The 14385-nt window shown below is 44.9% G+C and carries 12 protein-coding genes and 2 tRNA genes; 7 read left to right on the top strand and 7 right to left on the bottom strand.

Features of this window, described 5'->3' with window-relative positions:
• Positions 1-67: 67 nt before the first annotated feature.
• The 6 genes from ACT3TU_RS11480 to gltX form a co-directional block, all read right to left on the bottom strand.
• Positions 68-418, bottom strand: a complete 351-nt coding sequence (locus ACT3TU_RS11480; protein WP_192523594.1) for a glutaredoxin family protein — start codon at positions 416-418, stop codon at positions 68-70.
• Positions 419-558: 140 nt separating this feature from the next.
• Positions 559-1212, bottom strand: a complete 654-nt coding sequence (locus ACT3TU_RS11475) for a LysE family translocator (protein WP_192523593.1) — start codon at positions 1210-1212, stop codon at positions 559-561.
• A gap of 237 nt (positions 1213-1449) precedes the next feature.
• Positions 1450-1525, bottom strand: a tRNA-Glu gene (locus ACT3TU_RS11470).
• Between the two features lie 158 nt (positions 1526-1683).
• A tRNA-Ala gene (locus ACT3TU_RS11465) sits at positions 1684-1759 on the bottom strand.
• A 122-nt stretch (positions 1760-1881) separates the two neighbouring features.
• Positions 1882-2259, bottom strand: a complete 378-nt coding sequence (locus tag ACT3TU_RS11460) for a hypothetical protein (RefSeq protein WP_192523592.1) — start codon at positions 2257-2259, stop codon at positions 1882-1884.
• Between the two features lie 137 nt (positions 2260-2396).
• The gene (gene gltX, locus ACT3TU_RS11455; protein ID WP_192523591.1) at positions 2397-3923 is read right to left on the bottom strand and encodes a glutamate--tRNA ligase; all 1527 of its coding nucleotides are present in this window, start codon (positions 3921-3923) and stop codon (positions 2397-2399) included.
• Between the two features lie 258 nt (positions 3924-4181).
• Here gltX and rsmH point away from each other — a divergent pair, with 258 nt between their 5' ends.
• The 7 genes from rsmH (at position 4182) to ACT3TU_RS11420 (ending at position 13821) form a co-directional block, all read left to right on the top strand.
• Complete coding sequence (gene rsmH, locus ACT3TU_RS11450) at positions 4182-5351, top strand: 16S rRNA (cytosine(1402)-N(4))-methyltransferase RsmH (RefSeq protein WP_318779295.1); 1170 nt, start codon at positions 4182-4184, stop codon at positions 5349-5351.
• Positions 5352-5601: 250 nt separating this feature from the next.
• Entirely contained in the window at positions 5602-6123 is a 522-nt protein-coding gene (gene ftsL, locus ACT3TU_RS11445) for a cell division protein FtsL (RefSeq protein WP_192524596.1), read from the top strand.
• The gene (locus ACT3TU_RS11440) at positions 6120-8228 is read left to right on the top strand and encodes a peptidoglycan D,D-transpeptidase FtsI family protein (RefSeq protein ID WP_192524597.1); all 2109 of its coding nucleotides are present in this window, start codon (positions 6120-6122) and stop codon (positions 8226-8228) included. Before ftsL ends, ACT3TU_RS11440 begins: the two co-directional genes overlap by 4 nt.
• Before the next feature lie 85 nt (positions 8229-8313).
• On the top strand, positions 8314-10053 hold the full coding sequence (locus ACT3TU_RS11435; RefSeq protein WP_192524598.1) for a UDP-N-acetylmuramoyl-L-alanyl-D-glutamate--2,6-diaminopimelate ligase: 1740 nt from the start codon (positions 8314-8316) through the stop codon (positions 10051-10053).
• A 93-nt stretch (positions 10054-10146) separates the two neighbouring features.
• Positions 10147-11595 carry a UDP-N-acetylmuramoyl-tripeptide--D-alanyl-D-alanine ligase gene (locus ACT3TU_RS11430; RefSeq protein WP_192524599.1) on the top strand — a complete coding sequence of 483 codons (1449 nt, stop codon included), beginning with the start codon at positions 10147-10149 and terminating at the stop codon, positions 11593-11595.
• A gap of 3 nt (positions 11596-11598) precedes the next feature.
• On the top strand, positions 11599-12717 hold the full coding sequence (gene mraY, locus ACT3TU_RS11425; RefSeq protein WP_192524600.1) for a phospho-N-acetylmuramoyl-pentapeptide-transferase: 1119 nt from the start codon (positions 11599-11601) through the stop codon (positions 12715-12717).
• A gap of 162 nt (positions 12718-12879) precedes the next feature.
• The gene (locus tag ACT3TU_RS11420; RefSeq protein ID WP_192524601.1) at positions 12880-13821 is read left to right on the top strand and encodes a putative RNA methyltransferase; all 942 of its coding nucleotides are present in this window, start codon (positions 12880-12882) and stop codon (positions 13819-13821) included.
• A 45-nt stretch (positions 13822-13866) separates the two neighbouring features.
• Here ACT3TU_RS11420 and ACT3TU_RS11415 read toward each other — a convergent pair whose 3' ends face one another.
• Positions 13867-14343: a phospholipase D-like domain-containing protein gene (locus ACT3TU_RS11415; protein WP_225736986.1), complete on the bottom strand. Its 477-nt coding sequence runs from the start codon at positions 14341-14343 to the stop codon at positions 13867-13869.
• Positions 14344-14385 lie beyond the last annotated feature (42 nt).

The following is a 14385-nucleotide window of genomic DNA, read 5'->3' as shown; positions in this document are numbered from 1 at the left end:
AATGCAAATTTTAGGCTTGGCAATCGACGTGCCGTCCATCGAATAGTTGTCTATATCATGAGGTGCTTTACTGGTTTTTCACCTGTAACTCAATAGCAGGTTTATTGTAGCCTCGAATCACTTCATCATTAAATAACAGCAGAGGCACACCGCCACCGCCTAGGCTTTCGTATTGTCGAAAGCCCTCAGCAGAGCGCTCGATATCGTATTCGCAATAGTCAACATTGTGCGAGGCGAGCAACTGTCTAGTCTGCTCGCAATATGGGCACCAGACAGCACCGTATAAAACAATGTCATTATCATTAGAGACGTCACAGGCAACAGAGTCAACAGTAACCGTACTATCATTGATGAGGTAAATAGAGCCTATTAATACAGTGATACCGAGAATTGCTGAGAATATTTTTAAAAAAGTCATAGAACTACCTGTTTATCCCTGTTTTTAAGCTGATTCATTGGCAGTGAGTATAGTGGGGTTAAAACATGAAGTCTAATCGCTGCTCGAAATGAATAGGGCAGAGTGCTCTATATACAGGCTTTAAAAAACTAAGAAAACATTCAACCTTTTTCAGTCAACAGCTTAATTCCCAAACCAATAAACACCACACCGCTTATCTTATTTAAAACGACCTCGATAGATGGATTTTTTCTTAGGTTTTCACTGAATTTCGATGCCAATAGCGCCAAACAAAAGCACCATATAAAGCCAGTAATAGCAAAGGTCAATCCCAAAACGATAAATGACAACATGCTATAAGCATAACTGGCGTCGATAAACTGCGGAAAGAATGCCAAGAAAAATAAAGCGACTTTTGGATTAAAGGTATTGGTTAGTAAGCCTTGTTTGTATATTTGCCAATGATCTAAAGACTTAGTAGGTGCCGGTTTTCCATTTTCTTGCAAATGACTGGCTATCAAGGGCTGCTGTTTAGCCATTAGCATTTTGACGCCCAAATAGCACAAGTAACTGGCACCAATGTATTTGACGATCATAAATGCCAGTGGGGAGTTGGCCAATATAATGGACAAGCCCAGCGCTGCCAACAAGGTATGCACTAAAATACCTGAGATAATACCTAGTACGGAATAAAACCCTGCTTGGCGACCGTGTGAGATGCTACGGGTGATGATATACATGCTATCGGTGCCAGGGGTTAGGTTTAACAAAATGGCTGCCATGATAAACCCTAGATAATTTTCAATACCAAACATAGCCAATACTTCCTTGTGATAGCCTTAATTGTTCTTATGTTATAGAGAGCTAGAGAGCTTCTACATGTTATCAATATTCCTGATGGCTTATACAGCATTAATAGCCGTTTTCGGAAATAACAGACATAAAAAAGCCCAGTCACCGTATGATGACTGGGCTTTTTTATTGTTCGCTTATTAGTCTAATCTAATGTTTAAAGGTGCTAAGCAAAAGTGCTAATAAGTAACGCCGAATAGTGGCGTCCCCAGGGGGATTCGAACCCCCGTTACCGCCGTGAAAGGGCGGTGTCCTAGGCCTCTAGACGATGGGGACGCATAGAGTGTTATAACCAAGCGGTTACAACGGTACTTCACAATATCAGAGAACTTATCTATTAATAATAGAGCAAGCCGTGCCTAGGTGCTGATATCGTTCTACTAGCGAGTATTTATTTTCAAGTTTCAGTAAACTGAGCTTTATGATAAATAGTATGGTGGAGCTAAACGGAGTCGAACCGTTGACCCCTTGCATGCCATGCAAGTGCTCTACCAACTGAGCTATAGCCCCTCGCTAAGAGTGTGCGTATTTTATGTAAGTGCGGCAGTCTTGTCAACTGCTATTTTCAAAATAATTGATAAAACTACTAAAAAAAGCATTTAAATCTATTTTATCTTCGTTATGATTCTAAATTAACGTGGATTTTGCTTAAGGGCGATCTCTTTAATGGCTTTATCAGTGAAAAACTCTTCTTCCGTATCATTAGAGCTGTCATCGGAGAAAAGTACTGCGCAACACTCAGTGGGGATATATTGTCCGCCCTTTTGTTGTACTGTGCTGATACCCTTAAAGCCAATTATGTTGCACGCATCTAACCGATCTAGCTTATGTTTTGTATATTGGCAATAGGTGCTGTATATCCATTTTAAATCTTCAAAGTCCTGACCTGTGGTCAGAGTGAGCTTTGCGTCATAAAGCTCTTTTACGATTGCTCCATAGTATTTCTGTGCTTCTTTTAGTGTGTTAAAGACATGATCTTTACTTTCTATGGTGACGGTTTTGGCGGCCATATTTATTTCCTGTTTTATGTATTCAATAAACAATCAGTATCATTATGAAAATGCTAGGAGTAACGTAAAAGGGGGCAGTATTAGCCTGACCCCTTTTTTTTACTTTCTAATCATGTTGTTAATTAACAAGTTAAGAATTATTCAGTAGCTAAGAAATCTGGCAACGTTGCTGCTTGTTTCTCAAGCTTTTTAAGTTTCTTTTTACCCAAACCGCCTAATACGTCAACCGCATGACGCAAGCGTGTTAGGGTCATGTCCGCGCCAATAATAGCCATCGAGTTCATGACTGGCGTCGATGAGGTGCTACCAGCGATAGCGATAAAGAACGGTGCCATAAAATCACGCATCTTGATATCGAGATGCGCGGCAAGGCCTTTTAGTGTGGCGTAGATATTTTCTTCTGACCATGTTGGCAAGGTTTCTAGCTGCCACAATGCCAGTTGTAGCATCTCAATAATTTGCTCAGGGGCGAGTGATTTATGGGTAAAGCTTTCGGCATTGATATCAGGTAAGTTTTGGAAGTAAAAGCCACTCCAATTAACCGCATCAGACAGCAACTCGATACGAGGTTGAATAGCGGCGGCGATAGCAGTTAATTTATCGCTGTCACTGGCCCAGTCGAGGATTTTATTCTTTAGCTGTTCAGGCGTCAGCTCGCGTAGCCACTCAGCATTGAGCCAATTAAGCTTTTCGATATCGAAGATAGGACCGCCAAGTGACACGCGCTGAATATCAAAGCTGGCAATCATCTCATCCAAGGTAAATTGCTCAGCTTCATCAGGCATTGAGTAGCCCATACGACCAAGGTAATTAAGCAAGGCTTCAGGTAGCACGCCAGCATCACGATAGTAGGTGATAGAAGTTGGGTTTTTACGTTTAGACAATTTTGATTTATCTGGGTTACGCAGTAATGGCATGTGGCACAATACTGGCATCTCCCAACCAAAATACTCATAAAGTAGCTGGTGTTTCGGCGCAGAGTTAAGCCACTCTTCACCGCGCATGACGTGACTGATGTCCATCAAATGGTCATCAACGACGTTGGCTAAATGATAAGTGGGCATACCGTCAGTTTTTAGCAGCACCTGCATATCGACTTGCGTCCAAGGAATCTCAACTGTGCCGCGTAGCATGTCATGCACCTGACAGTTACCTTCGGTTGGCACGCGCATACGAATCACGTGTGGCTTGCCCTCAGCGATTAATTGCTCTGTTTTCTCTGGAGCTAAATGGGCGCAGCGGCCATCGTAACGCGGCGTTTCGCCATTGGCCATTTGTTCAGCACGCATCGCATCTAGCTCTTCACTGCTACAGAAACAACGAAACGCATGGTCGTTTTCTATCAGCTGCTCAGCGTGTTTTTTATAAATGTTACTACGCTCGCTTTGACGGTATGGCGCATGCGGTCCACCGATGTCTGGACCTTCTGCCCAATCAAGACCGACCCAACGCAGCGCATCCAAAATCATTTTTTCAGATTGTTCGGTCGAGCGTGTCTGATCCGTGTCCTCGATACGTAAAATAAATTCGCCGCCATGAGCTTTAGCAAAGGCTAAATTAAATAGCGCAATATAAGCGGTGCCCACGTGAGGAAAGCCCGTAGGCGATGGCGCAATGCGAGTACGTACAGGGCGCGTGCGGTTAGTAGTAGATATTTGTGTCATAGAAATCTCAGAATATGGTTATCGTTGGAAAATGGCAATAAAAAATACGGTTGAAACAATCGCAGTCAACGTTGAAAAATAGCGTAAAATATAGCGCTAGTATAACAGAAGAGGGGATATTTTTAACGAAATGCCCTTCTAGCGCTTGACTACCCGTGTAACCTTGCGATAATAATGTTAGGCAAGTTGTAACTTGTTTATTTTCATCTGATTTTTTACTATTACTGGCCAAAATGGTCATCATTTACTGAGTTGTTTGTGTCCAAATTGAATAATAAGCCAAAAAATACGCCAAATCCTAAAGTAAATCCTTCTTCAGCCACTGATGATTCTGAGTCAATGGTCATTCCGTCTGCTGTAGAAAGCGCTTCTGACAATAAACCTGCTCAGGAATCTGCGACAGAACAACCGACCTCTGATGCGTTAAGCTTTGTTCATGATGCGGTATTATTACAAGAGGCGGTTGCCGCGGTATTGGGTGTCAAGTCGTTACCAAGGCAAACAGACAGTGACGAACAAAGCAGTGACAGCCAGAAGCGTTTACAAATGAGTGGCATCTACGTCGATGCAACTTTTGGGCGCGGGGGTCATAGCCGTTTATTATTAAGTCAACTTGCCGATGATGCAACATTGATTGTCTTTGATAAAGACCCAACAGCCATTGGTGTGGCTCAAGAGCTTGCGAGTATAGATAGCCGCGTAAAAGTAGTTCATGATAGTTTTGCGACGTTGACCGATAGTCTAGCGGCGATGGGTATCATGCAAATTGACGGTTTGATGGCAGATTTGGGTATTTCATCACCGCAGATTGATGACGGCAGTCGTGGTTTTAGCTTTATGCGCGATGGTGCAGTTGATATGCGCATGGATACCAGCCGTGGACAGTCAGTTGCTGAGTGGCTGGAAAAGGTCGATGATGAAACTTTAGCCAATGTGCTCTATGAGTTCGGTGAAGAGCGCCATAGTCGCCGGATTGCGCGCGCTATTAAACAGATGGACAGTTATGACTCCACGCTTGAGCTGGCAGAAGTGATAAAAGTCGCGCATCCAAACTGGCAACGCGGTAAGCATCCAGCTACCCAAAGCTTTCAGGCCATGCGAATTTTTATTAATAATGAGCTTGGCGATGTCGATGACTTTTTAGAACAAAGCATTCCAATTTTAAAGTCAGGTGGACAGCTGGCCGTGATTAGCTTTCACTCGTTAGAAGACCGCCGTATTAAACAGTTTTTGCAGCGTCATAGCAAAGGGCAATATCCAGAAGATGAGAATTTGCCAATGCCGCCTAAGCGCCCACGTTATTTCAGTAAGCCCAAACGCGTTGGGCCTAGCAAGGCAGAGATAAGTCATAACCCCCGTTCGCGTAGCGCGTGGTTACGCATGGCAACGCGCACGGATATCGATTATCTGCCTAATGTTGAGTCATAAGAATGAGAAGGCTTTTACCGCAATAATCTTAAGTAGATACTTTTAATCGGTTTCTGTTAGTTGTTTATGATTAATTATTTTAATACTTACGCAGCTGTTAAAAATCTGTAAACATTGTCTGCTAGGCTCGGCAGTTACCTTTTTGTATGGTTTTACCTTTGTTGAGGGTGTTGATGGCGCATGAGGGTTTTATTACTCACAACCCGTTATCGCGTTTTTATACTTTGAATTCCACTTTTTTGAGATCGTCATGGCAATATCTGACAAACCTACCAACCGCCGCACCGCACCGCCACCTAATACCGATATTGGCGAATTGTTCGTGCGCCGGTTCAATGTGGTCAGTATTTATGTGGTCATATTATTACTATTGGCAGCGGCTATTTTATGGAGCGGTATCAAAACTGCTGAAGGTGTTCAGCAATATCATCAGGACTATAAAACCTTGCAAGACATGAAAAAACAAGAACGTAAGCTCCAAGTAGAACATCAGCGCCTACTTATTGAACAGCAGACTTTTAGTGCGACGCCGCAAATTGCCAGTCGTGCGGTTGCTGAGTTAGGCATGTTTTCGCCAACCCTCAAAGACAAGCTGATTATTCAACCGGGGGCAGCGGTTGCGGTAGCATTGACTGATTCTTCCAGTAGTTCAGATACCGTTGCTGCTAATGATTCAGATATTATCGAAACAGATTCGACGAATGATACTGCTGGAGTCGTACCTCCTGAGGTTGCTGCAACCAATTCTGACCTAGTGGAGGCAGGACAATGAGTGAGAAAAAGTCCAAATCCAAAACTGGTAAAGACTCAGTAAAAAACACCAATAAAAAATCAGCCAGCGGCAAGGTAACCAAACCGTTGCGCCGTGCTAGTGCCGCTAAATCGGGTCAAACGAGCAGCAAACCGAACAATAAATCCGCTGAGAATCGCAAAGCCAAGCTGTTTGGTCGCCTAAAAAACAATGAGGATCAAGGCGCCTATACCAGTGTAAAAAACCGTAAAAGTAAGATGGTTTTTTCTAGTAAGGCTTCGGGTGCTTCCTCTCGCGGTGGTTTTGAACAAGATAAAAACCGTTTTCGTACCGTTTGGGGTTTGGCGCTTATTATCTTAGCAGCGCTCATCGGTCGTGCTTACTATCTCCAAGTGGCCAATGCGCAGTTTTATCAAGATAAGGGCAATGAGCTCATTACCAGCGTGCGCACGCAAAAATCTTATCGTGGCATGATTACCGATCGTAATGACTTGCCTCTCGCGGTCAGCGCGCCACTGGCAACCGTATCCTTTAGTCCGCATGATTACGCGCGTGAATATTACGAGCTCAAGCGGATTATTATTACCAATCCTAACAGCCCGCAGCTGATCTCTCGTATGCAAAAGCGTCTGGATAATATGGACTTAACTCAGCTTGCTGCGTCCGCCAATATTTCGGTCTCCGAGCTAAAAAGAGTCACCGCTATCGACGATAGTATCGATGTGACTGATGAAGCAGCGGTCAAAGCGGCACTACCATCAGGTGCAGGCTCGCACTACTTGCCACTGCTGAATAAAGTAACGCCTGAGATTGCTCAAAGTGTTAGCTCGCTTGATTTCCCTGGCGTGTATGAGAAAAACTTCTTTCAGCGTTATTATCCACAGCCGCAACCCAACTCGCAGCTATTGGGCTTTATGGGTCAAAACGCCAGTGACCCTGACGGTGGTTACGAAGGGCGTGCTGGTGTTGAGCGTTTGTATGAAACTGAGCTGGCAGGCGAAGATGGTAAGGTTCTGGTGTTAAAAGATGCCAAACAAAACAGTCTTAAAGAGATTAAACAGGTTGAACCAGAAGTGCCAGGCAAAAATGTGGCATTGACCATCGATTCGCGTCTGCAGTACTTGCTATATAAAGAGTTAGAAAAAGCAGGCCGCTTACAAAAAGCCCGCTGGTCAACAGGCATGGTGGTGGATGTCCAAACTGGTGAAGTATTGGCACTATCGACATGGCCATCGTTTAATTCTAATAACCTCAATGAAATGACTGGTGAAAACCAGCGTAACCGTGCACTTCTTGATGTCTTTGAACCCGGTTCGGTGATGAAGCCATTCACGGTTGCTGCGGCTTTAGATTCGGGTAAATATACTACTACCTCGTTGATCGATACCAACCCTGGCTCCATTCGCGTCCGTGGTTATACCATTCGTGACCATAATAATCTGGGGATGATTAATATGGCGACGCTAATCCAAAAATCCAGTAACGTGGCTTCTACCAAAATTGCGTTGTCTCTACCAGCTGATGGCATTACTAACATGCAAAAGAAGTTTGGTTTTGGCGCAAAAACACCGCTACAGTTCCCAGGTGAAGGAAGTGGACTTGTCGTCACACCAAAAGAAAAAGAAACTTCAAGACGGGCGACAGTCAGTTATGGCTATGGCATACAAGTGACATTAGCGCAGGTAGCGCAGGCTTATTCAGCGCTAGCAGCAGGTGGGGTGATGCATCCATTGACCCTCATCAAAGATGACAAATCGCAGCCAAGTAAACGCATTATGGCGCACGAACAAGCGATGTCTATCGTGCAAATGATGGAAGGCGTCACCGAAACTGGCGGTACGGCAAAAGGCGCGGCTATTGATGGTTATCGAGTCGCTGGTAAAACCGGTACGTCACGGCGTATCAATCCAAAAGGCGGTTATTATACCGATCAATATCGCAACGTCTTTGCGGGTATGGCGCCAGCATCCAACCCAAGGCTGGTCGGAGTGATGTTAATCGAAGATCCACGTGGTCAGATTTATGCTGGTTTAACAGTAGCCCCCGTTTTTCATAACGTCATGAAAGAGGCGCTGCGGTTATATAATGTGCCTTTGGATAAACCATTAAAAACGGAAGACCCATAACCATAGTGGTAAGCCTATGGAAGTCAGCTTTTTACTGGTTCAGCTATTTATTATTTGATTTGTGTTAACTGTTTAGGATTTGCCCATGACCCTGTCTACCATGTCGCCAAGCAGCGTTACTGTGAGCTTGCAACAACTGCTCGAAGCCAGCGACCGCAATAATGATAATTTGCAGCAGGCATTAACGGCGTTGATATCGCCGCCTATCATCCAGTCAACCATACAAGAATCATTAACACCAAGACCATTCGCTCAGGCTAATTCAAGTCTAACCAGTGCGGTTGCTAATATGCCATTTCAGCAGTTCTGTTTAGACAGTCGTCAGCTAGAGCCGAGCGATGTGTTTGTCCTATTAAAAAGCCACACACCAAACTGCCAAAAAAGTCGTGGCTATCTTTTAAAAGCTGCTGAAAGTGCCGCTTTTATCCTATCGGAAATCGATCCTATCGCGTTAATGGCTAAGGCAAATGTACCGCCACATGCCAATATCTCTCTAACAGACGATAGCACTCCTAGCGCCGAGCAGCAGCTTGCAGCGCTGCCTTGCCCTGTTTTATATGTGCCCAATATCCGTGGTTTTTTAGGAAGCTTAATTCAAGCACGTTTGCAGTATCAGCAGCCAGTAAGCTTGGCAAAGGTCGTCGCAGTGACGGGTACCAATGGCAAAACGACCATCAGTCAATTGGTCGCACAATTGACCCAATTGACGGGTATGAGTAGCGCGGTAATGGGTACGGCAGGCAACGGGAGACTAGGCGCTTTGGAGCCAGCCAGCCATACCACAGGTGACGCATTAGCCGTCCAGCAGTTCTTGTATCAAATGGGTGTAGAAGGCGCTGAGCTCCTAGCACTGGAAGCCAGCTCGCACGGTCTGGATCAGCAGCGCTTGCAAGGTATGCCCGTATCAGTGGCGATTTATACCAACTTAAGCCGTGACCATCTAGATTATCATGCCGACATGGCAGAGTACGCAGCAGCAAAAGCCAAACTGTTTGATAAAGCACATTTCCCAGATTTGACCCACGCTATTATCAATATCGACGACGAGCACGCGCCGGTGATGCTTGATACGGCGCACAATAGCGGCTTAACGGTTTGGACATATAGTTTAGACGCCTCGAAAACAGCCACCTTTGTCGCCGCTGAAATCGCACCGAGCTTGCAAGGGGTTAAGGTTAATCTGCGTACTGATTTCGGTAACGAGAAAGCGGGTAGTGTAGAGATAGTCAGTCCCTTACTCGGGCGTTTTAATGTGGCGAATTTGCTTGCGGCGATTGCCGCTGCTGTAGCCCTAGGGATTGGTTTGGAGCGCATTGCAGCCGTTATCTCGCAGCTACAAGGTGCGGTTGGACGTATGCAGCGTGTGCCGTCGAATGAGGGCTGTTTTATCGTCGATTATGCCCACACACCTGATGCCTTAAGTCAGGTGCTCGCTAGCCTTAAAACCCATTGTAAAGGTCAGCTATGGGCTGTGTTTGGTTGCGGCGGTGACCGTGATGCTGGCAAGCGCCCATTGATGGCACAAGCAGGATTGGCTGGTGCAGATAAAGTTATTTTGACGGCAGATAATCCGCGTACCGAAGACCCAAATGCGATTTTACAAGACATGCAAGCGGGGATGAATACCGAGCAATATCAACGTACTCATATTGAGCCTACGCGCCGATCAGCCATCGAATACGCGGTCAATCATGCAGCTGCTGATGATATCGTCGTCATCGCTGGCAAGGGTCATGAGACCTATCAAGAAATTAATAATGTCCGTCATGATTTTGATGACAGTGTTATTTTGCATCATGCTTTAGCGCAAGCTCGACGCGTATAAATAGCAGCGGTTGCAAGCCATTTTTTAATTTTTTCAAATAAGTTTTGATATTTTAATATAAAAAATAAGTAGTCATCATATAAGGTAATCACTATGACAGCCGACAACGATAATATCATTCAGTCGCAAGGGCTGTATGTTTGGCAAGCAGATAATCTGCTTGCGGCAACAATGGCAGTGAATGGGCGCTGGCAGCTGGGTGAAGAGCAAGTAGAATCAAATCATAATATTAAAAGCACTCGTATCGCTACCGATACCCGCACCATAAAAGCGGGTGATATCTTTTTGGCTCTGAGTGGTGATAATTTCGATGGACACGACTACATTGAGATGGCCGCATCACAAGGTGCGGTCGCTGCTATCGTATCAAAGCCTATTTCTACTGTTCATCCAAATACGATCCCGCAGTTGGTTGTCAGTGACACGCGCTTAGCGTTAGGTCAGCTAGCCACCTATCGCCGCCAGCAGCATCAAAATCTCACGGTAATTGGAATCACTGGCTCGAGCGGTAAAACCACCTGTAAAGAGATGCTTGGCAGTATCTTTGGCAGACTGGCGCCGACATTGATTACCCGTGGCAACCTAAATAATGATTTGGGTGTGCCAATGATGTTGCTCGAACTATCAGATCATCATCGCTATGCCATTTTAGAATTGGGTGCCAACCATATTGGTGAGATTGCTTATACCACTGAGATTGTACAGCCTGATGTGGCTTGTATTTTAAATATCGGCACGGCGCATTTAGGTGAATTTGGCAGCCGCGAAGGTATTTGCCAAACCAAGGCTGAGATTTATCATACCTTGAGCGATACGCAATTTGCCATTGTTCCTGATAAAGACGATTTTACCAATCAGCTGCGCCGCATCGCGGAAAAACACACCTCACATGTCATTGGTTTTGGTAATACTGATGTTAGTGCCAGCCATTTAGATGTCGAGCCTGAGCGCAGTGAGTTTAAATTGCATATTGGCAATCAAGTACATGATATCAACTTGCCACTAGCGGGCGAGCATAATGTCAATAATGCCTTGGCTGCGGCTGCCTGTGCCCATGCACTAAATATTGAAGTCAGTGACATTGTTATCGGGCTTGAAAATGCGCGTCCTGCCAAAGGCCGCTTAAACAGCCAGCTGCTTGGTATGCATCGCTTGATTGATGATACTTATAATGCCAATCCACATTCGGTACGTGCTGCGGCAAAAGTGTTGGCAGCGCAGACTGGCACGCAAGTGATGGTATTGGGTGATATCGCTGAGCTGGGTGATGCGGCGATTAGCGAGCATCAGAGTTTGGGCCGTACGATTGCGACCACTGGTATCAATGTGCTGCTTTGTGTGGGTGAATACGCACCTTATACCGTGGCTGGGGCGCAAGAGATTTCTGATATCAGTGCTCATGCGTTTACCGATAAAAATAGTTTATTACAGTATTTACAGTCTTACTTGCAAGCGCAACAGGCTCAGTCCTGTACGGTGTTGTTCAAAGGCTCTCGTTCCATGCAGATGGAAACACTTATCAATGCGCTAGTCGAGGAGTAGGCGGTGTTAGTTTGGCTGTTTGGCTGGCTTGGTCAGTATTATACGCCGTTTTCTGCGGTTTCTTCGTTGACGCTACGTGCGTTACTGGCGGTCATTACCGCCCTTGCCTTTAGCATGATTTTTGGTGGGCGTGTCATTCGACGCCTACGTGCACTGAAATACGGTCAGGCGATTCGCAATGATGGACCGCAATCGCATTTGGCAAAAACGGGCACCCCGACCATGGGTGGGGTATTGATCTTGAGTGCGATTGGGGTATCGACGTTACTTTGGGCGCGCTTGAGTAATCCGTATGTTTGGATTTTGCTCGTTGTGATGGTCATCTTCGGTGCAGTCGGCTGGGCCGATGATTGGCTTAAAATTAAATATAAAGACCCCAAAGGTCTCATCGCTCGTAAAAAATACTTTTGGCTATCCATGGGCGCGTTATTCGTCGGTGTTTCTTTATATTATATCGCCACGCTACAGCCGGATATTAATACCACTCGCGAAATGCAGGATTTGTTAATACCTATCTTTAAAGATTGGATGATTCCTTTTTCGGCAGTGCCGTTTGGTATTGGCTTTATTATCTTTACCTATTTTGTGATAAATGGCGCATCAAATGCCGTCAACTTGACCGATGGCTTGGATGGTTTAGCGATTTTACCAGTAGTATTGGTCGCGGCAGGTTTAGGCGCGATGGCCTATGTGTCAGGCGATGCACGTTTTGCCGATTATTTACATGTGCCTTATATTGCCTATAACTCTGAAGTGATTATTGTCTGCGGGGCGATGATTGGCGCTGGATTAGGCTTCTTGTGGTTTAATGCTCATCCAGCCCAAGTATTTATGGGTGATGTCGGTGCGCTATCATTGGGAGCAATGTTGGGTACGATTGCGGTGATGACTCGTCAAGAAATCGCCTTTGCAATTATGGGTGGGCTGTTCGTCGCCGAAGCGTTGTCGGTGATGCTGCAAGTTGGCTCGTATAAGCTCCGCAAAAAACGCGTCTTTCGTATGGCACCCTTGCATCATCATTTTGAAGAAATTGGCTGGAAAGAAACCCAAGTGGTGGCAAGATTCTGGATTATCGCTATTGTTCTCGTTATCCTTGGTCTGATGACTTTAAAGCTACGTTAGATCATCTACAAGATAAGATTAAAAAAGCCATCTCAAAATAATTGAGGTGGCTTTTTTACTATTTATTTTATGGCCTCTTTGTTAGGGTGTGTCATGCCTTTTATTATTACTTACGACAGCTGAATTTTGTTAAAATATCAGCCAAATTGCTATGACCTCGAGATGCTTGTGTCCTTATTTATATGTCCCCTTTGCCAATCACCTCTAATACCAGCGGCGGATACGTGGCGATGTGATGGTAGCCTAAATCCTAAACAAACCGCTCATCCGTTTGATGTGGCGCGTCAGGGTTATGTCAATCTGTTGCCTGTGCAACAAAAAAAATCCAAAGCGCCAGGGGACAGCCAGCAATCAATCGAAGCACGCCAGCGGTTTTTAAATGCGGGACATTATCAGTCGTTAAATGACTTAATTTGCCAAAAAATGGCAGAGTTACTGTCGCTAGAAAAGGTCAAGACTAACCAAAAAGGACAGCCAATCAACTGGCTTGATATTGGTTGTGGTGAGGGTTATTACACGCAGCCAATGGCGCAAACGGGTATGGACACTTTGATTGCAGCAGATATCAGTAAACCTGCCGTGCTAGAACTTGCGAAAGTGAGTAAAGCATTAGGCAGGCTTTGGTATCAGAAACCAGAGGATGGCGCGGCGAAAACAACAGCTATTTATCCATTAGTAACCAGTGCTGCGTATTTACCATTACGGACACATAGCCTAACGGGTATTAGCAGTATTTTTAGTCCTATCTTGCCAGAAGCGTTTAATGAAGTATTAAGCGATGCTGGTTATTTAATCATTGCAAAGCCCGATATTGAACATTTAGCGACGATGCGCGAGGCGTTATTTGACGATGTTCGTGAGCATGATTCTGATAAGTTTTTGCAAGCGTTATCGCCGTATTTTAAACTGTTAGATAGGTATCGTGTCAGTACCGAGCTGACATTATCAGCGGAGGATCTGGCTGACTTGCTGACCATGACTCCTTATGCCTATCGCGCGCGTAGCGAAAAAAGACAAGCACTGTTAGCGAAGGTTGCAACCACACCGTTCACAACCGAAGCAAAATTTATCGTCTATATTCTGCAAAAAATCACAGCGCAATAAGCTAAATCGTTTTAACTTATTAATTTTCATATTAGAAAATAGCCCCTATAAAACGGGCCCCATGGTGGCAATGATATTATTCCAAATTCTATAAGACAGCGGCCAGTTTCTAACTTCTTCACGTGTCACTTCTTCTGAGTCCGCGATATACTGGTATTGACGCGCCACAATATCCGCCGTTAGCTTTTTATCACTAAAGACGATGTTATTTTCATAGTTCAAATCAAAGCTGCGCAAATCTAAATTGGTCGAGCCAATCAGGCTGATTTCACCATCGACGGTCAAGGTTTTGGCGTGTAGTAGGCCTGGTTGGTATTCGTAAATTTTTACCCCAGCTTCCAGCAATTGCCAGTAATAACTATGGCTGGTCGCGGCTACAATAAAGGAGTCGTTGTTTTTAGGGAAAATCATCGTTACTTCAACCCCGCGATAGGCTGTGGCGGATAAAATACTGATGAGCGAATAGTCGGGTACAAAATAGGGCGTAGAAATAATCAGGGTATGCTGCGCTTGGCTAATCAATGTCCCTTAGATTAACACACCAAGTGCAACGCTAAATTATAT

This window comes from Psychrobacter sp. AOP3-A1-26 (genome assembly GCF_052378235.1).
Lineage (GTDB): Bacteria > Pseudomonadota > Gammaproteobacteria > Pseudomonadales > Moraxellaceae > Psychrobacter.
The sequence above is the reverse complement of the archived record's forward strand: the minus strand, read 5'-3'. Positions and strand labels throughout refer to the sequence as shown.

Bases quoted from the DNA above. Each gene is read 5' to 3' on its own strand.
- gltX (WP_192523591.1), bottom strand. From the start codon at position 3,923: ATGACACAAATATCTACTACTAACCGCACGCGCCCTGTACGTACTCGC.
- ACT3TU_RS11430 (WP_192524599.1), top strand. From the start codon at position 10,147: ATGACAGCCGACAACGATAATATCATTCAGTCGCAAGGGCTGTATGTT.
- ACT3TU_RS11475 (WP_192523593.1), bottom strand. From the start codon at position 1,212: ATGTTTGGTATTGAAAATTATCTAGGGTTTATCATGGCAGCCATTTTG.
- ACT3TU_RS11440 (WP_192524597.1), top strand. From the start codon at position 6,120: ATGAGTGAGAAAAAGTCCAAATCCAAAACTGGTAAAGACTCAGTAAAA.
- ACT3TU_RS11435 (WP_192524598.1), top strand. From the start codon at position 8,314: ATGACCCTGTCTACCATGTCGCCAAGCAGCGTTACTGTGAGCTTGCAA.
- ACT3TU_RS11420 (WP_192524601.1), top strand. From the start codon at position 12,880: ATGCTTGTGTCCTTATTTATATGTCCCCTTTGCCAATCACCTCTAATA.
- ACT3TU_RS11460 (WP_192523592.1), bottom strand. From the start codon at position 2,259: ATGGCCGCCAAAACCGTCACCATAGAAAGTAAAGATCATGTCTTTAAC.
- ACT3TU_RS11480 (WP_192523594.1), bottom strand. From the start codon at position 418: ATGACTTTTTTAAAAATATTCTCAGCAATTCTCGGTATCACTGTATTA.
- ftsL (WP_192524596.1), top strand. From the start codon at position 5,602: ATGGCAATATCTGACAAACCTACCAACCGCCGCACCGCACCGCCACCT.